Origin of the sequence: Anabaena sp. AL93 (assembly GCF_001672085.1) — a bacterium.
Classification (GTDB): domain Bacteria; phylum Cyanobacteriota; class Cyanobacteriia; order Cyanobacteriales; family Nostocaceae; genus Dolichospermum; species Dolichospermum heterosporum.
The window spans coordinates 14,684-38,693 of the sequence record NZ_LJOU01000040.1 but is presented as its reverse complement, the minus strand read 5'-3'; the positions used below and the strand labels follow the sequence as shown (position 1 = coordinate 38,693).

Annotated in this window: 20 protein-coding genes and 1 pseudogene; 11 read left to right on the top strand and 10 right to left on the bottom strand. The window is 36.4% G+C overall.

All coding sequences use genetic code 11. From position 1 onward, the window contains the following. Positions 1–88 precede the first annotated feature (88 nt). The 7 genes from AN486_RS12345 to AN486_RS12315 all read left to right on the top strand — a co-directional run bounded on the left by AN486_RS12345 (position 89) and on the right by AN486_RS12315 (position 7,690). A complete protein-coding gene (locus AN486_RS12345; RefSeq protein ID WP_039201261.1) occupies positions 89–1,330 on the top strand; it encodes a DUF262 domain-containing protein in 1,242 nt (413 codons plus the stop codon). Between the two features lie 14 nt (positions 1,331–1,344). Then, positions 1,345–1,995, top strand: coding sequence for a HEPN domain-containing protein (locus AN486_RS12340; protein ID WP_039201260.1), 651 nt, complete (start codon positions 1,345–1,347; stop codon positions 1,993–1,995). 38 nt (positions 1,996–2,033) lie between these two features. After that, positions 2,034–2,363, top strand: a complete 330-nt coding sequence (locus AN486_RS12335; protein ID WP_168636939.1) for a hypothetical protein — start codon at positions 2,034–2,036, stop codon at positions 2,361–2,363. Between the two features lie 498 nt (positions 2,364–2,861). Continuing rightward, entirely contained in the window at positions 2,862–3,692 is an 831-nt protein-coding gene (locus AN486_RS12330; RefSeq protein ID WP_168636940.1) for a squalene/phytoene synthase family protein, read from the top strand. Between the two features lie 358 nt (positions 3,693–4,050). Then, positions 4,051–5,484 (top strand): hopanoid biosynthesis associated radical SAM protein HpnJ, encoded by a 1,434-nt coding sequence (hpnJ, locus tag AN486_RS12325; protein ID WP_168636941.1) that lies wholly within the window; start codon positions 4,051–4,053, stop codon positions 5,482–5,484. 145 nt (positions 5,485–5,629) lie between these two features. Then, positions 5,630–6,466: a hopanoid biosynthesis-associated protein HpnK gene (gene hpnK, locus AN486_RS12320; RefSeq protein ID WP_053539420.1), complete on the top strand. Its 837-nt coding sequence runs from the start codon at positions 5,630–5,632 to the stop codon at positions 6,464–6,466. 171 nt (positions 6,467–6,637) lie between these two features. Next, positions 6,638–7,690, top strand: a complete 1,053-nt coding sequence (locus AN486_RS12315) for a J domain-containing protein (RefSeq protein WP_053539421.1) — start codon at positions 6,638–6,640, stop codon at positions 7,688–7,690. Positions 7,691–7,880: 190 nt separating this feature from the next. Here the strand turns inward: AN486_RS12315 and AN486_RS12310 are convergent, their stop codons facing one another. The 9 genes and pseudogenes from AN486_RS12310 to AN486_RS12270 form a co-directional block, all read right to left on the bottom strand. Next, entirely contained in the window at positions 7,881–8,132 is a 252-nt protein-coding gene (locus tag AN486_RS12310) for a hypothetical protein (RefSeq protein ID WP_053539422.1), read from the bottom strand. A 168-nt stretch (positions 8,133–8,300) separates the two neighbouring features. Further along, entirely contained in the window at positions 8,301–8,621 is a 321-nt protein-coding gene (locus AN486_RS12305; RefSeq protein WP_290600861.1) for a hypothetical protein, read from the bottom strand. A gap of 6 nt (positions 8,622–8,627) precedes the next feature. Beyond that, positions 8,628–8,900 carry a hypothetical protein gene (locus AN486_RS12300; protein WP_053539424.1) on the bottom strand — a complete coding sequence of 91 codons (273 nt, stop codon included), beginning with the start codon at positions 8,898–8,900 and terminating at the stop codon, positions 8,628–8,630. Between the two features lie 732 nt (positions 8,901–9,632). Next, positions 9,633–9,818 (bottom strand): annotated as a pseudogene (locus tag AN486_RS12295) (DUF2237 family protein); the annotation flags it as partial. A 79-nt stretch (positions 9,819–9,897) separates the two neighbouring features. Then, a complete protein-coding gene (locus AN486_RS12290) occupies positions 9,898–10,965 on the bottom strand; it encodes an ATP-binding protein (RefSeq protein WP_053539425.1) in 1,068 nt (355 codons plus the stop codon). Continuing rightward, positions 10,958–13,237, bottom strand: coding sequence for a WD40 repeat domain-containing protein (locus tag AN486_RS12285; RefSeq protein WP_290600858.1), 2,280 nt, complete (start codon positions 13,235–13,237; stop codon positions 10,958–10,960). The genes AN486_RS12290 and AN486_RS12285 overlap by 8 nt, the downstream gene beginning before the upstream one ends. After that, a complete protein-coding gene (locus AN486_RS12280; RefSeq protein ID WP_199924248.1) occupies positions 13,234–14,925 on the bottom strand; it encodes a hypothetical protein in 1,692 nt (563 codons plus the stop codon). Before AN486_RS12280 ends, AN486_RS12285 begins: the two co-directional genes overlap by 4 nt. A 480-nt stretch (positions 14,926–15,405) precedes the next feature. Continuing rightward, a complete protein-coding gene (locus AN486_RS12275; RefSeq protein ID WP_053539427.1) occupies positions 15,406–15,789 on the bottom strand; it encodes a DUF2237 domain-containing protein in 384 nt (127 codons plus the stop codon). 111 nt (positions 15,790–15,900) lie between these two features. Further along, positions 15,901–17,523, bottom strand: a complete 1,623-nt coding sequence (locus AN486_RS12270) for a cyclic peptide export ABC transporter (RefSeq protein ID WP_290600855.1) — start codon at positions 17,521–17,523, stop codon at positions 15,901–15,903. A gap of 1 nt (position 17,524) precedes the next feature. Between AN486_RS12270 and hpnI the strand changes: the two genes are divergently transcribed. After that, complete coding sequence (gene hpnI, locus AN486_RS12265; protein WP_290600853.1) at positions 17,525–18,724, top strand: bacteriohopanetetrol glucosamine biosynthesis glycosyltransferase HpnI; 1,200 nt, start codon at positions 17,525–17,527, stop codon at positions 18,722–18,724. A 597-nt stretch (positions 18,725–19,321) separates the two neighbouring features. On the opposite strand, the gene AN486_RS12260 is transcribed toward hpnI, so the two are convergent. Next, positions 19,322–19,939, bottom strand: a complete 618-nt coding sequence (locus AN486_RS12260) for a CAP family protein (protein WP_168636949.1) — start codon at positions 19,937–19,939, stop codon at positions 19,322–19,324. Positions 19,940–20,051: 112 nt separating this feature from the next. Between AN486_RS12260 and AN486_RS12255 the strand changes: the two genes are divergently transcribed. The 3 genes from AN486_RS12255 to AN486_RS12245 all read left to right on the top strand — a co-directional run bounded on the left by AN486_RS12255 (position 20,052) and on the right by AN486_RS12245 (position 22,989). Beyond that, the gene (locus tag AN486_RS12255) at positions 20,052–20,795 is read left to right on the top strand and encodes a sirohydrochlorin chelatase (protein WP_290600850.1); all 744 of its coding nucleotides are present in this window, start codon (positions 20,052–20,054) and stop codon (positions 20,793–20,795) included. Then, a complete protein-coding gene (gene cobA / locus AN486_RS12250) occupies positions 20,788–21,543 on the top strand; it encodes a uroporphyrinogen-III C-methyltransferase (RefSeq protein ID WP_290600849.1) in 756 nt (251 codons plus the stop codon). Before AN486_RS12255 ends, cobA begins: the two co-directional genes overlap by 8 nt. Positions 21,544–22,668: 1,125 nt before the next feature. Next, positions 22,669–22,989 carry a hypothetical protein gene (locus AN486_RS12245; RefSeq protein ID WP_053539433.1) on the top strand — a complete coding sequence of 107 codons (321 nt, stop codon included), beginning with the start codon at positions 22,669–22,671 and terminating at the stop codon, positions 22,987–22,989. Positions 22,990–24,010: the final 1,021 nt, after the last annotated feature.

Below are 24,010 nucleotides of genomic sequence, written 5' to 3'. Positions count from 1 at the left end.
AAGAAGCGTTGAAAGCTTAAAGTAAAAATTGATAAAATCTAGAATCTAAAGAAATAATATGATATATTATATTTAAATTCAAATCTTTATGCAGACTAAAACTATGCCTAACGAAGAAGTAATCTTATTTGAAGAAGAGGAAGATCAAGAAATTGAATTTGAGCCGCTGAGTGGATTAATTCCTGAATTAAAGCAAATTCCAGAAATTGTTGTTTCTGGTAGTGACTGGACAACAGAGACAATCTTTAATCAACTTGATCGGGGTAATATAGAGCTAAATCCAAGATTTCAAAGACGAGACGCTTGGGATATCACTCGTAAAAGTAGGTTTATCGAATCACTTGTACTTGGATTTCCAGTTCCACAAATAGTATTAGCTGCTAATCGTCAGGAAAAAGGTAAATTTATTGTTCTTGATGGTAAACAACGATTGTTAACTATTCTGCAATTTTATGGTGGAAGTGATGAAAATATATCGAATAATAACAATGCCTTTGCTTTAAGAAATCTAGAATTTAGACGTGATTTAATAGGCAAAAAATATGAAGATTTTAAAAATGATGTCTTTTTGAGTTCTGAACTTAATGCTCTCGATAACCAAACTATTCGTACAGTATTAATTAGGAATTGGCCTAACGAAAACTTACTATATAAAATTTTTCTGCGGCTGAATATAGGAGGCACTCCATTATCTCCTCAAGAGCTAAGACAAGCATTACATCCAGGTGATTTTATCAATTGGTTAGATGATCAATCAGTTGAAAGTAAGGCTCTGAGAAAGATATTTAAATCATCAAATCCTGATTCTCGGATGCGTGATGTTGAATTACTATTACGTTATATAGGATTTCATTATTTTTTATCTGATTATCGGGGAAATCTTAAGGAATTTCTTGACATGACTTGTGAAAGGCTTAATAATCAGAGATGTAATGATATTACAAATGTAGTTAATCAATTTGAAGAAGCAGTACAAACAACTATTAATATATTTGAAGAGAAAAACTTCTCTCGTTTATGGTCGAGCAGAAATAATAAATATCAAAGCCAATTCAATCGAGCAATTTTAGATGTGATGGTTTTTTACTTTTCAGATGAAATAATCAGGAAATCTGCTGAAGATCATCAAGAAAAAGTTAAAGTTGCTTTTCAGGAATTATGTTCATCAAACAGTGATTTTAGAGAAGCTGTTGAACGCAGAACACAAAATATTCCTGAAATTTACAATCGTCTGAGGTTGTGGGGTGAAAGTCTACAAAAAGTTTTAGAAGTAAACTTTAATTTACCTGAACTAGATGGGAATCGGATTATTTTCAATGGTTTGAGGTAGGTTCTTAATAAGATATGCCAGAATCTGATAAATTTATTACTTTAAGAACGCAGCTAAACAGGCTAAAAGACGAATTTATTCCTGAAATTAGCCCGACAGGTTCATATTCCGAGAGTCAGTTATCTAGAACTGCTGCATACAGAGTTCTTGCTCATGCTGAAATTGAGTATTATCTTGAAGAAAGAGCTTGGAAAATAGCTTTAGATGCTAAAGGAGCTTGGGATAGTACAGGTAAAACCTCTCGCACTCTGATATGTTTACTTGGTTTCTCTGATTTAACTATGGATAAACCACCAGATACACTTAACAAACCCAACAATGTAAGTCAAGATAATCACGACAAGCGATTGAAAATAACTGAAAAAATAAATTCAGCTATCAAGAGCTTTAAGAAGGTTATTGATAATAATCATGGAGTAAAAGAAAAAAATATTTTAGCATTACTATTACCCATAGGAATAAATAGTAATGACTTAAATACTAATACTGCTTGGCTTAATACCATGAATACATTTGGAGAAAAACGAGGTCTTGTTGCACATTCTTCAGCTACATCGTACATGACTAGTCAAATGCTAGATCCTGCAACTGAATTAAATAGGGTTCAACAAATTACTGAGGGACTTTTAAGAATAGATGAATTAATGAATAATTTAATGCAATAAAATGTAAAATACTCTTGGCTAAAAAAAAATCAAACAACATGAACTTAAAAGATATTAAACAAAAACTATTCCCCATCTTCAAAATTATATCCATTACACTCACAACCAGTGCAGTAGGCTTAGAATTATGGAATATCCAAACATCAATCACTAACAGTCAACTACCGAGAATCTTAACTCCAGCTTTAATTATCACTCATATTGTGCTGTTGGCTCATTTTCTCGAAGCCTTAATTGCTGCTTATTATGCACCTGCTCGCAATCAAGCATCAATCAAATATGCAGCTTATACATTTTTTGTAGGGATATTTGGTTTATTAGAATTATTTGACAATGATCAAGAACAAGGATTAAAGGAAAAAAGTTAAACGTTTTTTCTTGTCCCCTGGACTGACCAGCATTCATCCCAACCGTGCTTTAACAGCATGGCTGAATTCTGGTTTCTTGTACGGAATTTATACCGTGATTTATGAGTCAACGCATTGCCCAACCTTGTATTCTAGAACTAGCACTGATTTAATCTTGTTAATAAACTTTGTTTGTTTTCGATAACCATTCATTATACAATATACACAGAATCTCAGTGCAAAATAAATCCTGGCTTTAGGCTACGTCCCTTATTTGATAGCCTGCACGGCGTAGAAGTAGCACAGGTGTGTCCTCTTGAGTGGGGCGCACCTTTAAGGGTTTTGGGCATTTTTCTGATAAGCTCGAAAATTGTGTTAAATATGACACGATTAACTATGTGTTTCTAGATTGAATACTAGAGTGTTTATGGTTTTTAAGGTTTAATAAAGACTAAATCTAGTATTATCGAAAAGTCGGAAATTAGGTGTGGTGTGAAAATCAAGACAGGAGTGAACAAAATGGATTTACGTGGAGATGCGTTGCAAATCCTTAAAGACACTAGTAGAACTTTTTATATCCCAATTAGTATTTTACCATCAGGATTACAAGAAGCAGTGGCATCAGCATACTTGTGTATGCGTGCCATTGACCAAATTGAAGATGATCCAAACTTGGATAACGAGACTAAAAAACGCCTGTTGCAGAATATTAGCCTCACATTGCAAGCTGGAGTAGATGGTTTTTCGCTGGATGCTTTCTCTGTAGGGTTTAAAGGTTACGAAAATTCTTTACAAGAAGTTAGTTTACGGATTAGAGAATGGTCAATATTAGCACCTGAAAGTATTGCTCCGCGAATTTGGGATGCAACAGCGGCAATGGCTGATAGAATGGCTTATTGGGCAGATAAAAATTGGAAAATAGAAACAGAAGCGGATCTAGACCGTTATACCTTTGGGGTGGCTGGTGCTGTGGGCTTGTTACTCTCAGATTTATGGAACTGGTATGATGGAACTCAAAGCAACCGCACTCAAGCCATAGGATTTGGTAGGGGTTTGCAAGCGGTCAATATTCTGCGTAACAATGGTGAAGACCTCACTCGTGGGGTCAATTTTTACCCAGCAGGTTGGGATAATGACAATCTCCAAGAATATGCCCGTCGCAATCTTATCTTAGCAGATGCCTATACGAACTCTCTGCCCAATGGACCGGCTTTGCAATTTTGCCAAATTCCTTTGGCTTTGGCTCATGGTACTCTAGATGCTTTGGCTAGTGGTAAGGAAAAACTCAGCCGTAGTGATGTTGTTTCCCTGATTGAAAACCTCATGGGTGTGAACGCTAAAGCTAGTTAGGAAATAGGGTATGGGGAACAAATCCGCCCGGAACTTAAGTTCCGGTCTAAAAGCTAAAGTGCGTTAAAACGCACTCTGGTTAACTCAAAATCAAAAACTATTCTATTTATGTCAAAGTAGTCGGTTTTAACCGAGTTTAGCTTTTAGACAGGGAATTCATTCCCTGGTTGGCTTAAGTTGACAACTAACAACTAACAACTAAGTAGGTGAACACAATAAAACCAAACTGTGTAAAGAAATGTAAAATCGCCTAAACCCTCTTCACTCTTGCCTCTTGCCTCTTGCCTTTTGCCTTGCCATAACAACAATTTTCAACGCCAACCTACTTAACAACTAACAACTGACAAGAAAAATATTCATGAAAACTACTTTATTTTTGAGTCCACCTTCTTTTGATGGTTTTGATGGTGGTGCGGGGGCGCGATACCAAGCAAAACGAGAAATTACTTCTTTTTGGTATCCCACTTGGTTAGCACAACCAGCGGCTTTAGTTCCTGGCAGTAGGTTAGTTGATGCACCTCCTCATGGGCAAACTGTGGATGATGTGTTGAAAATTGCCAAGGATTATGAATTGGTAATTATGCACACCAGTACACCATCGTTGGCTAATGATGTTAAGTGTGCAGAAACAATCAAAGCTCAAAACCCCAATGTACAAATTGGCTTTGTGGGGGCGCACGTTGCGGTTTTACCAGAGGCAACTTTGCGAGAAAATCCAGTAATTGATTTTGTTTGTCGCAATGAGTTTGATTATACCTGTAAGGAATTAGCAGAAGGAAAACCTTGGGATGAAATCAAGGGTTTGAGTTACCGGGATAAGTTGGGAAATATCCACCAAACTGAGGAACGTCCTTTGATTCATGATTGGGATGCTATGCCCAGTGTGTTGCCTGTTTATGCTCGTGATTTGGATATTAGCAAGTATTTTATTGGCTATTTGCAACATCCTTACATTTCTTTTTATACTGGGCGGGGTTGTCCAGCAAAATGTACTTTTTGCTTGTGGCCACAAACTATTGGTGGACATTTATACCGTCATAAAAGCCCCGATGCCGTAGGCAGAGAAATGGAAGAGGCTAAGGTTCTCTTTGGAGATAAGGTGCGGGAGTATATGTTTGATGATGATACTTTTACCATTGATAAACATCGAGCGATCGCAATTAGCAAACATATGAAGCGACTCAATTTAACTTGGAGTTGCAATGCCCGTGCAAACTTAGATTATGATACTCTCAAAACTTTACGAGATAATGGTTTAAGATTGTTATTAGTAGGTTTTGAATCTGGCAATCAAGAAGTTCTCAATAATATCAAAAAAGGTATTAAGCTAGAAGTGGCGCGAGAATTCATGAAGAATTGCCACAAACTTGGTATTACTGTCCATGGGACTTTTATTATCGGGTTGCCAATAGAAACTAAGGAAACTGTAGAAGAAACAATTCGCTTTGCTTGTGAATTAAGTCCCCATACAATTCAAGTTTCTATTGCTGCACCTTATCCTGGTACAGAGTTGTATGAACAAGCCAGAGAAAAAGGTTGGTTTGCGAATGAGTCTTTAGTTGCAACTTCCGGTATTCAAACTTCAACTTTGCAATATCCCAGTCTTTCGAGTGCGGAAATTGAAGATTCGGTTGAACAAATGTATCGCAAGTTTTACTTCCGTCCGAAAGCAATTATTCCGATTGTGCGGGAAATGCTGGCTGATAGACAAATGTTAGTGCGTCGTTTGCGAGAAGGTAAAGAGTTCTTTGGTTATTTGAATGACCGTCGGACTCAAGCTTTAGCTAGGTAAATCGTCAGAATCAGGATTTACAAGATTTTAGGATGTTGAGGATTTGATTTAATTATCTTCTGAGAATTTTTTAATTAATCCTGTTAATCCTTTAATCCTGGTTATCCTGATTCTGACATTTTTAATCCTAATTATCTATATACCAATGTCTTATTTAATTATTAATGCTGATGATTTCGGGTTTTCCCAGGGTGTGAATGCAGCGATTATTCAAGCCCATGAGGAAGGCGTTTTAACTAGCACTAGTTTAATGGTAAGTGGTGATGCTGCACAAGAGGCGATCGCACTGGCAAAAGATCATCCTCAGTTAGCAGTTGGGTTACATCTAGTTTTAGTTTGTGGTAAATCAGTTTTACCACCTTCGCAAATTCCCCATTTAGTAGACTCTCAAGGTAACTTTTCCAGTAATCCCACCCAAGCAGGATTAAGTTATCAATTCAATCAAGCTACCCGTGCAGAATTGCGATTAGAAATATCTGCTCAATTAGAAAAATTTCGGGATTCTGGTTTAAATCTGGCTCATGTTGATGGACATTTACACCTTCATGTACATCCTGTTATTTTGAATATTTTAACAGAATTTGCCGCAGAATTTCAGATTAAATTTATTCGTCTACCTTCAGAAGAATTAAGCAAAAACCTCAAAATTGATAACCGTAATTTACTCACTAAAATAGTTTGGTCTATTGTTTTTGGACAATTACGCCGTTATGGAGAGGGTTTATTAAAAGCTAATAATATTAAATTTGCTGATAGAGTTTATGGATTGTTACAAACTGGTGACATGAGTGAAAAATATTTACTAGGTTTGATACCACAAATAGAATCTGAATTGGTAGAAATTTATTCTCATCCGGCTTTAGTAAATACTGAGACAAATAACGGTGGTGAAGTAGAATTAGCGGCTTTATTGAGTCAGGAAGTGCGTCAATTATTGACTGTGAAAGATTTTAAATTAAGTAATTATAATCAGTTAATTTAATTAACAATTTTGTATAAATATTAATATATAAAATATAATGTTGTTTAGCAGCGTCTGTTGTTGTCCATTCTAACTTTTATTGAATTTGTGTAGAATCTTCGAGAATAATTAAACGCAGATAAACGCGGATAAACACAGATAAATACCCTGATTTTACTTGCATCTACTATTATGGCACGCAAAACAAAAACAGTATCCTCAACTACAGTCACTCCTCTCGCGCTTTCTGACTTACATCTCCAGTTACAGGGTTTAGAGAAAGAACACCAATCTCTATTAAAGCAAATTAAGAAAAAGCGGACAGAATTAAATAACTTTGTCGAAAAAATGCGTTCTTTAGCGACAGAGGTATTTCATCGAGTTAGTCCAAATATGCAAACAATGGCCGAATTAGATGCAGAAATTAATGCTTTATTTGCAGAAATTTTAACTACGAAAAAAATGGGTAAACAAACCCAGAAAAATATCCAATCATTGTACAGAAGTTTACAAATGGGAGGAATTATTAGTTATAAACCTATTGAAGAAGAAGATGATGATGATGAAGAATTAGATGAACTATTTGAAGATAATGATTCTCAAGAAAATCATCAACGTCGTCGTCAATTTTGGGAAGCAGAACAAGATTCAGAATCTCCCACAGTAGCGAGAACAGATGAATCTAGAAAAATCCGACAGACCTTTTTGCGGTTAGCGGAAATCTTTCACCCTGATAAGGTTAAAGATAATGAAACCCAAATGACTCACACGGAAATAATGAAAGAAATTAATAAAGCTTACCAAGATGGAGATTTAGCGCGACTTTTGGAAATTGAACGTAAATATGAAGTCGGAGAAACAATTGATAATAATAGCGAAGATGATTTAAGTCGCAGATGTAAAAATATAGAACAACACAATCAAATTCTCAAAAATCAATATGAGAAATTGAAACAAGAACTTCGGTTAGCAAAAAATACCCCGGAAGGATCAATGGTTGCGGATTACAAAAAAGCAGCTAAACAAGGGATTGATTGTATTGAATTAATGCTGGAAACTATCCAATCTCAAACTAAGATAGTTGCGGAAATTCGTGATTTTGTTCAAGACTTTAAAGATAAAAAGATCACTATTAAAGAATTTCTCGCAGGTCCAGAAAGTCTCCGTTCTGTACAGGAAGATATGATGGAAGAACTACTGGAAAGAATGATGGAAGAATTTGGGGGGATGATGGATTTTAATTAGCAAATTATTTCAAGATTTGCTAATAATTATTAAGAGGGTGTTTGAAAAGTTATAGTTGATGTATCAAATATTTTTTACCCCACCCTAACCCTCCCCTTGTAAAGGGGAGGGAACTGGATTTTTATTGTTTCCCCCCTTTACAAGACAGGTTTCATCTTGATTTTTCAAATTATTACTCTAATTCCTGTATTTAAATGTTACGCAAAGTGCTGTAATCATGAAGATATAACCGAAAACTGTGATGATATAATTGATATTTAGTTTCCTTATTTGTGTGTATTTCTTGCAGAAATTCTAACCAAGTTTCCATAATTTCCGCCACATCAAAAACATCAGCTTTGATAATTTGACTAATAGCTACCGTTGACATCGGTTGAGTTTCTTCAGCAGTTAAAACCCGCAATATATCCATCGCAACATCAGATAAACCATCACCTTGCATCTTTTGCCATCGAGGGTAATGGTGATCGCATTTACCGAGTTACTATGACCTTTAAGGGTGAACTTTTCTGTTCCTGTTCCCAAATCCCAGATTTTGATAGTAGAGTTAACTTTTTTCTTCCTATTGCTAAATTCCAGATTTTGATAGTCTTGTCAAGTGAACCAGAAATCACGGTTTTTCCATCAATTTTTGGATATTTTGTCTCGAACATCCTATAAGTTTTGCAACATCCGTTATACCAACAAAATCAGGTGAAGCTTCTATAAGTTCTGCTTGTGGAATGGCTTTTCTTACATCTTTTATTGCACTGGATATCGCCTCACACGCAGATGATGCCTCACGAATAAAATCAAGTCCAATAAAACCTTTCATACCAATACCAATAATTGCATCATCACAGCCTGATTCATAAAGGACTTCAATGTACATATCAGGATCAGTAACAGGGTTGGGAAGTTTGAATTTTAGAGTGAATTCATATTCTTGCATTTTGCATTATCCTTCATTAGAAGTAGTCGGTTGTTTTTCCTCTAAACGAATACACTTATCAACTACTTTCCGAATTAGTTTTGCGTGATTAGTAGGATTTCTGGGTGTACTCCAAATACTATTGATACAAAATTGTCCACATCTGCATTCAGAATCATTGTAAGGGCAATAAATTTTACCCCAAGCGTGAGAACCTCCTACTTCTACAGACCAGCCTTTCGTAACCGCATAATCCAATGCAGCTTGTATTTCTTTATTAGGATGTTGTTTATTTGCCATTATTCTAGACACCTATAATCTTAGTCTGTAAAAAGTAGGTTGTCAACTGACAACTTACTTAACAATACCTTATAGCGGTATGCACTTGAGTGGGCGTAGAGAGCGGGTGGGGAATACCGAAAAATAGAGGAGATAAGCAAGAAAGTTAGATAACCTAAGCGATCAGGGCTATTTCATTCTAAAATCTGACATTTTGTGTATTTACGAGAATGCGCCATTTTGGGCTTGGTGGGATTCTATCTCACGATGGCTGGAAATACCTAAATTCGTTGCTTAAATCTAGAATGAAATCTGTCCGTTCGCTGATTTTGAAGAGACAAGAGGAATTAAAGCCTTAATGCAAAAGGAAACAGGTGATTTTCAAGTAATTCGTTAATTATAGGTAAAATTTATGACCATCACAGAAGGCTTCCAGAGGTGATTATTTAAGGCACAGGGATAGCATCAATCATAAAATGGCAAAAGCTCTATATGAGATGAAAATGCCTGAATCAATTGAATTGCCTGGATTACAAGCCCTGTAGGGCTTAATTAAATCTTGCGGGTTAAAAATGAGCGAACGGACTGTGAAATAGCCCTGGCATCAGCAATTTTAACATTATTTGATGTGGGTATTCTTTCTAGGTTAATAATTTTTAAATCTACAAATGAGTACAACACCATTAATCAAGTTTAGTGTGCCTTACGGCTTTGCCTAACACACCCTACAAATGCTATATTTACTAATAATTATTAACCATTTTCCTCATTACGAATTACCCGATGTTTTTGCAAATCTGCTAAATTACAAGCCTCTAAAGCCCTAGCATGAGTAGCTTCTAAAACTACGGTCGGTGCAACACCATCTTCTAAAGCTTCTTGCCATCTTGCAGCGCATAAACACCAACAATCACCGGGTTTTAAACCGGGAAAACTAAAATGATATACAATACAACACTTTGCGCGACTGAGACAGGTTTCATCTTGATTTTGCAAATTATTCCTTTAATTATTGTATTTAAATGTTACGCAAAGTGCTGTAATCATGAAGATATAACCGGAAACTGTGATGATACAATTGATATTTAGTTTCCTTATTTGTGTGTATTTCTTGCAGAAATTCTAACCAAGTTTCCATAATTTCCGCCACATCAAAAACATCAGCCTTGATAATTTGACTAATAGCTACCGTTGACATTGGTTGAGTTTCTTCAGCAGTTAAAACCCGCAAAATATCCATCGCAACATCAGATAAACCATCACCTTGCATCTTTTGCCAATGTTGTTGATAATAGGTTTCTAAATCTAGGGGAATTTGCTCAAAATTATTGACAGAATAAAAACCATCAGCCATAGCTTTTAAAACCTGCTGCACATACATAAAATTATCTTCATTTTCATTAATTAATTCAATTATATTTCTCTGCGAACTCTGCGTCTCTGCGGTTCGTTTCTTCCGAATATATGCTTGAATATCCTCCCGATTTTCCACTGGATAATCTGCTAAATCTAAAACCTGTGAAGGTGCTTCAATTAACAACCCACTATGGGACTTTTTATAAGGACGACGAGCGAAAATAAAATAAATTTGATCCGGTAAATATCGCGGTAGATAAAATAAATTTGTTCCTACAGCTTGACTATTTATATCAATTCCATCCAAACCATCAATGACAATAATTATTTTCTGATCTGGTAAATTCTCGCTGACTTGTTGCAATAAAGTAGAAAATAACCAACTTCCCTCATGTGCATTGATAAATCCTGTCTCCGTCATCCTTTGCGGGGAGGGTTGGGGAGGGGTGCTAGATAAATTCTCTAACAATAAATTTAACTGTGTACAAACCTCTGGAAAAAATGCCTCAACTCGATTTTTACCGGCAATTTGGACATTGTAATAAATAGTATGGGGATTTTGGCGCACAAATTGGGCAAGAATGGCACTTTTACCGCTACCGGGAACACCCACAATGGTGAAATAACCCTTGAGGTAACGGTGGAGAAAATTATTAATAGCAGTGAAGACAAAATCACGACCAACAAAATTTTCACTCTTTGCTGAAGCAGAGAAAGATAAACTATTCATCTGTCACCTTTCCTTGCAAACGCAGAAAATGTAACCTTCCTGATTCTTCTCTCGCAACTATTGTCACCCCATCGTGAGCAACTACACAGTGAGTTATAGAACGTTCTCCGGTGAAAGTTGCTATTTCCTTTCTGGTTGCTAAATTCCAGATTTTGATAGTGTTGTCATCAGAACCAGAAATCACAGTTTTTCCATCGGGTGTTACTACGATCGCATTTACCAAGTCACTATGACCTTTGAGGATGAACTTTTTTGTTCCTGTTCCCAAATCCCAGATTTGGATAGTCATGTATGAACAAGAAATCACGGTTTTTCCATCGGGTGTCACTGCGATCGCTTTTACCCAGTTACTATGACCTTCAAAGGTGAACTTTAATCTTCTTTTAATAAAGTTTTTCAGAAAACTAAAAAATCCTGTTCCCACATCCCAGATTTTGATAGTGTTGTCAAATGAACCAGAAATTACGGTTTTTCCATCGGGTGTCACTGCGATCGCACTTACATAGGAACGATGACCTTGAAGGGTGAATTTTTCTGTTCCTGTTCCCACATCCCAGATTTTGATAGTGTTGTCAGATGAACCAGAAATCACGGTTTTTCCATCGGGTGTGACTGCGATCGCACGTACATAGGAACGATGACCTTGAAGGGTGAATTTTTCTGTTCCTGTTCCCACATCCCAGATTTTGATAGTGTTGTCAGATGAACCAGAAATCACGGTTTTGCTATCGGGTGTGAGTGCGATTCCAATTATTAAGGAACTATGACCTGTGAGGGTGAACTTTTCTGTTCCTGTGACCAAATCCCAAATTTTGATAGTGTTGTCACCCGAAGCAGAAATCACAGTTTTTCCATCGGGTGTGAGTGCGAGTGCTGTTACCCAATCACTATGACCTTGAAGGGTAAAATTTTGTGTACCTGTTTCCAAATCCCAGATTTTAATAGTCTTGTCCCAAGAACCTGAACCAGAAATCACAGTTTTTCCATCGGGTGTGACTGCGATTGCTTTTACCCGATCACCATAACCTTCAAGGGTCAACTTTTCTGTACCTGTTTCTAAATCCCAGATTTTAATCCAGATTTTAATAGTGTTGTCCCAAGAACCAGAAATCATCGTTTTACCATCGGGTGTGACTGCGATCGCTTCTACTACCTTATGACCTTTGAGGGTGAATTTTTCTGTTCCTGTTCCCAAATCCCAGATTTTAATAGTGCTGTCCCAAGAACCAGAAATAAAAGTTTTGCCATCGGGGGTGACTGTGATCGTACTGATCACACTTACCGGGGAACAACTATGAACTTCAAGAGTGAACTTTTCTGTTCCTGTTTCCAAATCCCAGACTTTGATACTCTTGTCCCAAGAACCAGAAATCACCGTTTGTCCATCGGGTGTGACTGCGATCGCTTCTACCGAGTCACTATGACCTTCAAGGGTGAACTTTTCTGTTCCTGTTCCCAAATCCCAGATTTTGATAGTGTTGTCATCAGAACCAGAAATCACCGTTTTACCATCGTGTGTGACTGCGATCGCATTTACCGACTCACTATGACCAGTAAGGGTGAACTGTTCTTTTCCTGTTCCCAAATCCCAGATTTTGATAGTGTTGTCACCTGAACCAGAAATGACGGTTTTACCATCGGGTGTCAGTGCGATCGCATTTACCGACTCACTATGACCAGTAAGGGTGAACTGTTCTTTTCCTGTTCCCAAATCCCAGATTTTGATAGTGTTGTCACCTGAACCAGAAATGACGGTTTTACCATCGGGTGTCAGTGCGATCGCATTTACCGACTCACTATGACCTTCTAGAGTGCGAATTAATCCACCACCAGGAGGTGTGAGGCTACCTATTAAACTATATAAACCTGTATTTTTATCTGTGGCGATTTGTGCTAATAAATTTTTAATTTCTGGTAAATCAAAATATGTTAGTCGCGCTGATAACTGTCCCTTGAGTTGTTTTGGATATTTAAATATTATGTGTGTTGAGCTAAATAAAGCCCTTTGAATTAATTTTAATGCTTTGACAGTTTCCGCATAATTTGAATTATTCCTGATTTCAGAATTATCTAATAAATCATAATCTTCAATTAGTGATTGCACTCCAAATAAAGGATGATTAATTTTCTCTTCAATAAAGTAGTAGTTAGCCAATAATTTACATAGTTTCTCATATTCTTGATTATTGAATCGTAATTGGAGATATTCACGTAAAAACTGTTCTTTTTCTTCCTCTGACTTTTCATTAAAAAAACTGTGAAAGTTACTCATAGTATTAATCCCTCATCCATCTTATTAGCAACTTCCGCACCAATTTCTGGTAAACTCACCCCCGCAGCTTCCACAATATCCTGACGTTGTAAAAAATCGCGGAAACTTTCATGATAAAAGCGATAACGAGGCGGTTGATAGGTTTTTTGTTCCTGTAAAAATTGCGTCCAATCTTTCAGAACTTCCTGAACTGTGAGATTATCTTGCTGGGAATATTTGACAATCATTTCACGGGATACAGGACTTTTTAAAGCACACATCACATAAATGATTTTAATTTTATCCTTGGGTAAGGGTCTAGTAGTCATTCCCATAATTCGCCAATGACTATAATAATATCCCTCTAAACCTTCAGGCAATTCTTCTAGTTTTTCATCCTTATAAAATCCATCTGCAATAGCTTCTAACACAAGGCGTAAATACATGAAATTGTTTTCACTTTTAGCGGCAATAGTATCAACAAATTGCGCTTTACTAAGTCCATTTTGTTTATCTATCCAGTCGTCTAAACCTATTTGATATTTTGGTAAAGCCATAAATTCTAAAATATAGGCTTTAATATCATCTTTACTATTATCTTGATATTGTCTTAAATCCAATTCTACATACTTAGTATTTGGGGAAAGTGTTAATCTTTTCTCATCTGAATTGTAAGGTCTTCTGGTAAGTATCAGGTAAATATTATCTGGTAAATACATCGGTAAATTTAACAAATTACCATTATCTTCTTGATCAACTTCATCTAAAGCATCAATAACAATGACTAATTTTACAGAATCAGCTAATTTTTCACTAACTTTAGTTAATAAAGTAGATAAATTATCGTTTTCTGCATTTTGTAAGTTAAACCTATTTACTAATTGTTGACAAATTGATTTAAGGAATTGATCAGGGCGGTTTGTACCATCTGTACGAATATTAAAAAAGCAAATTGTACCGGGATTATCTACTATATATTTTGCAGATATGGCACTTTTACCCATTCCCGCGTCACCAAGAATACTAAAATAGCCGCTTTGGTGATTTTGGATAAATGCAGTAATAGCATCAAATACAAACTTACGACCGCAAAATATTTGTGTTTTATCCTCAATGACAGTTTTAAATTCTGTGGGGATAATGGGTAAGGATGAAGATATAAATGGTTTTAATTCTGGAGGAATATCTCTACTTAAATAATCTTTAAAAAACCAAATAATTAAATTATTAAGAGTTTGCTTTGTAACTGCTAAATCATAACTTTTTATTTCATCTGCTGGAACATTACTATCATGTGAAGCTAGATTACTATGAGTTCTGATTACTTCAAGATTAGATTTAATTTTATGACGGCTTCCTTGATGTTCAATTGTTATGTATTGTGAATCCTCTTCTTTAGTAACTATAGTAATTAGTTGACTCAAATCTACCTTACTTTTTCTGGTTTCTGCTGTTCCTGTATATTTCTTTTTTCCTAAGATAATTTCCTCACCAAAAGTTTCTCCATAATGATTAAGAATTATTGCTTTACACAAAGCCTCCCCTGCTTTCCTGGCATTATTCATTGCATCTTCAGCTATTGGATCAGAAAATGCCTGTTTTGACCACTTGATTAAATCTGAAATTTTCTCTTCTACTTTCTGATTCATAGCTACCTTGATCTGAGTTTTTAGTATAAAATCAGCAATTTTACCATTTGCAAGCATCATTTTATTTTACAGTGGCAAAATTGAACAAACCCGTCTTAACATCGGTATTGGTGTAATTTCTAGTGTGGTGTGGTTTAAATCTGCCAGTAATAGCAAGAATGAATTAAAGAAACTCTTAGAAAACTGTGAAATCGTAAAGGGCGGTAAATAAGGGTATTAGTTTGATATCATAGCTGTAAGGGTTTAGCAATGCTAAACCCCTACCCAATTTTACAATTTTCTATTCTTTAGTCATCTTTAGATGACTTTAGCTATGAGACTGGGAATTCATTCCCAGGCGGTTTATTGGGTTTATCTGTCAGCTTCCACACCCGCCCGGAAATCAATTTCCGGGCTAATAGCTAAAGTGCGTTAAAACGCACTCTAAAAACAGTCGGTTTTAACCGACTTCAGCTTTGAGACAGGGAATAAATTCCCTGGCTACTGGCTACCCAGATTTTTTCAAAATTCATATACTATTGCTATATTTGCTAATAATTATTACCCATTTTCCTGATTACGAATTACCCGATGTTTTTGCAAATCTGCTAAATTACAAACTTCTAACGCCCTAGCATGAGTGGCTTCTAAAACCACGGTCGGTGCTACACCATCTTCTAGGGCTTCTTGCCACCTTGCAGCGCATAAACACCAACAATCACCGGGTTTTAAACCGGGAAAACTAAAATAAGGTGCAGGTGTACTCAAATCATTGCCTTGGGATTTAGTATATTGCAAAAATTCCTCTGTGACTTGAGCGCAAACGACGTGCATTCCCGTATCTTGTCCACCTGTGGTACAAAACCCGTCACGGTAAAATCCAGTCATGGGAGAAGTGCAGCAAATTTCTAATTTTGTACCCAGTACGTTTTTAGCTTCTGTCATGATTAATTCCTCACAATTTTAATTTATTAGGGAAAACGAACCGCAGAGGCGCAGAGGACGCAGAGAAAGAGGGTTTGAGAGATATTTTGCGTAGGTCTTGATTTTTTAAGTTTATGGAAGTTTATCAAATTCAATTTTACCATAGTTTAATTTAATAATTCTATCGGCTAAATGAAAATAATGATCATCATGACTAATTACTAAAATTGTTTTTCCCTGGGCTTTCAATTCTGGCAGTAATTGAGTATAGAATATATCTTTGAACAAGGGATCTTGATCAGCAGCCCATTCATCAAATAGATAAATTTGCCGATTTTCTAAATATGCTGTTAGTAATGCGAGGCGTTTTCTTTGTCCTTGAGAAAGGGCTGTAGTGGAAAGTTGTCCATTTTTGATTTTGACTTTATGATCAAGTTGCAATTTCTCTAAATATTTTTGGGCTTGAATATCTAAGTTATTATTTTCTAATCCTAGTAGTTCTTCAAATAAATAAAAATCTGAAAATACTACAGAGAAATGTTGACGATACCATTCACGGTTATTTTCTGTAATCAAATTTTCATCTAAAATAATTTCGCCATTTTCAGGAATGTATAACCCTGTAATTAATTTGGCTAAAGATGATTTACCGCTACCATTACCACCAACAATAAAAACTAGTTCTTGAGGATAAAGGGTAAGATTAATTGGACCAAGAATAAAGCTATTATCTTCTTTGTCTGTGTAATAAGTATGCGTAATATTTTGAAGTTGTAAACTGTGCCAATTTATGAGAGAATTAGGAGGTGCAGTGGCAAGTTCTGCCCGACTGGCTAAAGATAAACCTAAAGATTCAATTTTTTGTAATGCTACGCTGGCTTTACTAATTAAGGGCAAATTATTGGAAATATTATCCATAGGTAACATTAAATAAGTAAATGTGAGAATATAACCTGATAATGTTTCCGCATCAATGGCGAATAAATGTGGTAAAATAAAGAGGACAAAACCAATGGCAAAGAAAAATATTAATTTACCCCAACTGGTAGTTGTGGCAAATAAGGTTAAACCTTGGACATTATGATTTCTAAATCTACTGGCTGTGGCTTCTAAACGATTATTCAGGAAAAATTGCCGGCGTTGATAGTGGAGTTTAAGTTCTTTGATTCCGGCTGTAATAGTGCTAAAGTTATTAAATAAGGCATCTTGATCTTCACGGGCTAAAGCTAATAATTTTTCTCCTCTATCTAATAACCATTTACAACTACCAATAGCTACTAGCATTAAAACCACAACCATGATAAATACTAACCAAGATAGCCAAGTTATATATAGTAAACATCCCAAAGCCATGGACATATCAATACATAAAAAGGGAATGACATAGACAGCATTGGCTACAGCTTGGACATCTTCTGTTAAAGTTGCTAATAAGCGGGGATTTCCTAATTGTTCTAAATGACTTAATTCCGAGGCTAAGATTTGCCGACTTAACTGCATTCGTAATTGCAAAACGGCATTTTGAGATAAGCGAATTAACATGATTTGGGAAATCACGCCGGTAATTAAGGCCACGGTGACTAAACCGACGAAACCCCAGGCTATAGTTGTCAGAGGTGCAGCATTGCTTTTACTCGCAGCACTACTAATGAGGGCAATTAATCCCGCGCTACTACCACCACTGAAAAAACCTGTAATAATGGCTATTGCTACCATTGTCCAAGAAGAACGCAAAAGAAAGTAAATTAGATTCATTATGTCAATTGTCAGTTGTCAGTTGTCAGTTGTTTTACTCCCTGATTTCCTATTCCTGATGTTAATTTTTTGTTTATCAGCCGTTTTATTTTACACCTATGGGGTTTATACAGCGATAGCGAAGCGCTCCGTAGGAATCGCTTTTTTGCGGGACTCTCCTCCCATAAACCCCGATTTCCATCCCCCTGTCACTATCCTTAAACCCCTGTGTGGTGTTGATAAGGGGACTTACGCCAACCTAGCTTCATTTTGTCAACAAGATTATCCCCAATATCAAATTATTTTTAGTGTCCGCAGTTCCACAGACCCTAGTATAGAAGTAGTTGAGAAACTAATTCAACAATTTCCAGAAATAGATATTAGTTTAGTGGTGAAAGATCATATTATCGGTGCTAATTTGAAAATTAGTAACTTAGCTAATGCTGTTACCACCGCCAAACATGATATTTTCCTCATTTCTGACAGTGATATTCGTGTCAGTTCAGAATATTTGCAAACAGTTATTCAACCACTACAAGATCAAAAAGTCGGTGTTGTCACCTGTTTATACCGTTCTACAGCCGAAGGAATAGCCACGATTTTAGAAGCTATTTGTACAGCCACAGACTTTCAACCGGGTATTTTAGTTAGCAAACAATTAGAGGGAATAAAATTCGCTTTGGGTTCAACCATTGTCATGCGTAAAACCACATTAGCAAAAATTGGCGGTTTTGCCGCCGTAGCTGATTATTTAGCAGATGATTATCAACTCGGCTATTTACCAACCCAAGCAGGTGACAAAGTAGTATTATCTAACTACATCGTCGAACACGGATTAGGACATAGTAGTTTATTAGATTCTATCAATCGCCAAATTCGTTGGGCGCGTTGTATTCGTGTTTCTCGTCCCTGGGGTTATATCGGCTTAATATTTACTTTCGGCACAGTTTCTAGTTTACTATTATTAATAACTAGCAGTGGTTCTATTTTTTCTTACTTGGTTTTCTCCATCACTTTGCTAATGCGATTAATTATGGCTTGGGTAATAGGAGTAAAACTTCTCAATGACGCAGTTACTAAAAAATTCTTTTGGCTGATTCCTGTTGCGGATATAGTGAGATTTATAATTTGGTGTTGTGGATTTTTTGGTAATACTATTGAATGGCGAGGGACAAAATTTAAACTAGTTAAAAATGGTAAATTGCAAATAATCAAAAGTTAGGAATCAAGAATTAGTAGAGATTTATACTCAAAACGGCTTGATTGTTTGATTCTAAACGTAGGGGTAAAGCAAGAGCTTCATAGGTGTCAACTTAACGTAAAACTGCTAATAGCAAAAGTTGTCTTTCGATGACTAAACACTAGTACACAACGGCATAAATAAACCAACTATTCTCAATCGTCCAAAAGCCTATACTGTCTTCGTTTTGACTTTTGACTTTCGCACTGCTTTACTAGTCCGTTTTAACGGACTTGAGCTATCAGACAGGGAATTCATTCCCTGGCGGGTGTGGAAGCCAATAGAAGACAAGCAGGGGGAGAAGAGAGGCAGGGGGAAGGGAAGAACAGAAGTTTTTTCCGATCATTACCCGTCAAAATAAATTTGACGAACTACTAAGTTTTTCATAATTTTGCAAAAGTCTAAGTAGGTTAGCATTGAAAATCGTCGTTATGGCAAGGCAAGAGGCACTCATGCAAAAGGCAAGAGTGAAGAGGGTTTGGGCTATTTTACTTTTCTTTACATAGATTGGTTTTATTGTGTTCACCTACTTATGTCCCAACCGTTTTGAGTATAGAAAACAGAAAAATGACTTTTTCCCTACGGTTTTAGAACGTTGGCGGGAAACTGCCCTTGCACGTTACCAGCGGGTATATAATGACAGACCACATAGAAAGCGTTGAATTTAGTCCCATTCATAGTTTTAGTGCCTCTTGCCGCACCACAACCTAACTGGGTGCTACTTTTCCACACAACCTGGGTAAAATGCCCGGTAGCAGAAGAGAAACCTGGACTATTATAGTTATAAGCTTTGACTTCATCGTACCATGACTGAACTGCTGTGTTAGCCAGGCTGTCTGAACTTATCGAAGGGGCTGTAGTGTAGTAAACATATAAGTTTTCTCCAGCATTATTGCGCTGATTAGCTGCACTGTGTTGAAGCAACCCATTGGCTGCTAAGTATTGCGCCCAGGTTTGAGCAGTGTTATTAGCAGAATTACTAATTGTCATATTGGGACTACGATGGATAGCTCGATAAACGTTATGTTTAGACAAAGCATTGCTTCTAAGAACATTCAAATCAATATTTGTTTGCGCTAAAGCAGGATTGCTGCCAATTGGCATTAAATTTGCCACCTGAGAGGGAATGATTCCTGTGAGTCCGAGGGTTAACGCTGTACCTGTTGTTAATGCAAAATATAAAAGAAGTTTATTCATGATTTTTATCCTTCCTATAACAAGAATGAATTTTGAACAAAGTCAGAGTATAGGGCGAATTGTGATTTAATCTTTACAGTCCCCGCTGCGGCTTTTGTTTGATTTACCTAATATGCAACTTAACAACATTACCGCTTATCTTTTAGTATCTCATGGGAGTCGTGATCCTCGTCCAGATATGGCTATGCAGCAATTAGCTAGGCTGTTAAGAGAGATATTACCCCCAGGGGAAAATTTCGTAGAAGTTGCTACCCTAGAGGCAAATATCCAACCTTTACATCTGCAAATTCAAGATTTTGCTAATCTTGTTCAGGCTTTTGGCTGTAAAAAGCTGCAAATTATTCCCCTATTTTTGTTACCGGGATTTCATGTGATGACTGATATTCCCGCAGAAATCGCCCTGGCAGAACAGGCTATCAGTGAAGGAATGATAATAGAATTGCGTCCTTATATTGGTAGTTATCCTGGTTTAGAAAAGTTTTTCGCGGGGATAATGACTACGATTAAAGCAGATGTATCCATTATTTTAGCTCATGGTAGCCGACGGGCTGGTTCTCATACCTCTGTCGAAAGTATAGCAGCTACTGTCGGCGCAGTTACAGCCTATTGGTCTGTCCCTCCCAGTTTAGAAGTCAGAGTACAAGAATTAATCGCTGCTGGTTATGGACGAATTGCGATTTTCCCCTATTTTTTATTTACAGGTGGGATAACTGATGCGATCGCTCTGGCAGTAGAAACGCTAAAATTACAATTTCCATCAGTCAGTTTTCAACTCGCACAACCATTAGGAACAAGTCGAGAATTTGCGAATTTAATCGAGAATTTCATCAAAGAAGAGGAAAAAGTTGTTGGGTAAAGTCTATTTAGTCGGTGCAGGTCCTGGAGATCCTGGACTCATGACTCTCAAAGGAAAAGGTTTATTAGCTTGTGCAGATGTGGTTATTTATGATGCTTTGGTGAGTCCAGAAGTGCTGGAAATGATTAACCCCCAAGCCGAACAAATCAACGCGGGTAAACGTATGGGTAGACATTCACTGTTACAGGAAGTCACCACCCAATTACTCATTGAAAAAGCAGAAAATCATGCCATAGTTGTCCGCCTCAAAGGTGGTGATCCTTTTATCTTTGGTCGTGGTGGGGAAGAAATGGCGGAATTAATAGCCGCAGGTATCCAGGTAGAAGTTGTCCCCGGAATTACATCGGGAATCGCCGCTGCCGCCTATGCTGGTATTCCTTTAACCCATCGGCTTTATAGTTCTTCTGTCACTTTTGTAACTGGACATGAATCCGCTGGTAAGTATAAACCCCAGGTAAATTGGCAAGCGATAGCTCACGGTTCGGAAACTATAGTAATTTATATGGGTATTCATAATTTACCCTACATTATTGAACAATTTACCCTAGCTGGATTGAGTTTAGATACACCCATTGCCTTAATTCGCTGGGGAACTCGGCCAGAACAGGAAGAATTAATTGGTGAGTTAGGAACAATTGTCAAACAAGTGGAAACAAAAGGATTTCTTGCCCCAGCAATAGCTGTAATTGGTGCAGTCGTTAAGATGCACGATATATTATCTGGTAAGGAAAGAAAGGAAACTAAATAATTATGAATTAGTTAAGTTTAACAACATTGAATGCCTCCTGAATACTACCTTAGAGGGTGTTTGAAAAGTCATGATTGTTGTATTAAATGTTTTAAGTAATTAGACAAAAATATTTACAGTCATTGCGAGCGAAGGGAAGCAATCGCAAGGGTTGTGATTGCTTCATTTCACTTCGTTCCATATGGCTAACGCCACGCTGCGCTAACGCAATGACATTGTGTAATTAATTTTGTCTCACTACTTAAAGCAAAAGCTTAATGGTGTCAACTTAATCTCAAATCCCTACCACATCTCGTTCCTAGTCTCTGACTAGGAATGCAGTTAATGAGGCTCTGCCTCTAATATCATTGAAGTCAGAGCCTTCTAGAATTCATTCCCAGTCAGAGACTGGGAATGAGATAACTTGAGTTCTTTGCGGGATAGATGTTTTACGTTAAGTTGACACCAATGAAGCTCTTGCTTTACCCCTTAACGGGTGACAAGTTATGTATCACTTCTTTGTCAATTTGTCAATAGGAAATTTTTGCGATCGCTCAAATTAGATCATTTCTGAGCAAATTTATGGCTAAAATTTTTGTAAAGTTTTGTATTAGCCTGGGAAATTAATTTCTGAAACTACTGTCAATAAAGGGTTTGAGACTAACATCTTCTGAAAGATCCAAAATTGACAATAGTAAGCCAATTATGAAATTCTCTGAAATTATAGCAAATCGCTGAAAGTATAGCAACCTCGTTGATAAATAGAAAAGATTCTCAATTAATTATTAAGAAAATCTAAAGGCAAATTGCTAAAAGTTATAAATATCAAAAGTATTGTTGATTTTCTATAATTTAAACTTATCATACAGCCATTATGAATAATATAAGTAGGTCAAAATTATAAAACCAAACTGTGTAAAGAAAAGTAAAATCTCCCCAAACCTCTTCCCTGTTCCCTTGTCATAACGACAATTTTTAACGCCAACCTACTTAGCAAAATTCAGAAATCATCAATAAACATTTAAAATTCAATATTAAGCGGATGTAGTATTTTGTCTTCCTAAAAGAGCCGCACCTATATATGGTATTTATTGCCTCGAATACTGTATAATCAAGAAAAACTTCACTAAAAACATATATATAATTATGAATACATTAGAAAAATTAGAACTGTTGGGTGAAAACTGTAGCGACAACACAGAATTAGATAGAATTATTGGACAACTTTTAAATTTAATTTTAACCCGTTATCGTCAAAAACTCGCTATCTATAACTTAGATATAGATAAATTTGAGAAAAAATATCAACTCACTTCTGAACAATTTTTAGAACAATTTAACTCAGGAAATTTAGGAGATGAAATGGATTTTTTTGAATGGTTCGGCTTATGCGAACTACGCAAAGATATTTTACAAAAAATCCATAAAAGACAAATTTCTGAACATATAAAATCTCAATTAAGTTAGTGCGATAGCGAACCGCGACCTACTAATCGGATCAAAATCATCAAAAATATTAACCTTTCCTTGCCAAAAACCCCCAATTCTCGCTCTAATGAAATGCAATGGAGGGCGCAGACCCTGCGCCCCTACGGGTTTGGCGATAAAAAACCGTACCTCATAACATCAGGAAGTGCTGTATAGCACCAGACAGGGTAGTTAGGACGTTCCGGCGGAATATCTCTACTTAATGGCTATAAACCTCATCCATTTTGAAACCTGAAGTAATGCGAGCATCTTGCTCGCTACTTAACAGCAGGGAGCAAGATGCTCCCACTACTTTCAATAACTATGGTTTTCATCTTAGACGGGGTTTAGCTATAATTATTACCAGAAATAGCGATTTTTTCACCAAATACCGTAATGTCATTGTCATTGCAATATGCTATACTCAACACGCCTTAATAATTTGATTCTGTGGGTAGGAGTAAAGCAAAAGCTTAATGGTGTCAACGGTGTCAACTTAACGCAAAATCTTCATCCCGCAAGGAACTCAAGTTCCTTGCTAATAGCGAAAGTCATCTAAAAGATGACTAAATACTAGGAAAATTCATTAGTCCGTTTTAACGGACTTGAGCTATGAGACAGGGAATTTATTCCCTGGCGGGTGTGGAAGCCAAACAAATAAGCCATCTGTAACCTAAGTTGACACCAATGAGTAGTGCTAAACCCCTACCATATATCGAAGTTAAAGTGATTCATATTGACTTCATATCACTAAAATTAATAACGTTGAAAGGTTACTAATCACTTATTTGTCAATTTGTCAATAGTAAATTTTTACTATCGCTCAAATTAGATCATTTCTGAGCAAATTTATGGCTAAAATTTTTGTAAAGTTTTGTATTAGCCTGGGAAATTAATTTCTGAAACTACTGTCAATAAAGGGTTTGAGACTAACATCTTCTGAAAGATCTAAAATTGACAATAGTAAGCCAATTATGAAATTCTCTGAAATTATAGCAAATCGCTGAAAGTATAGCAACCT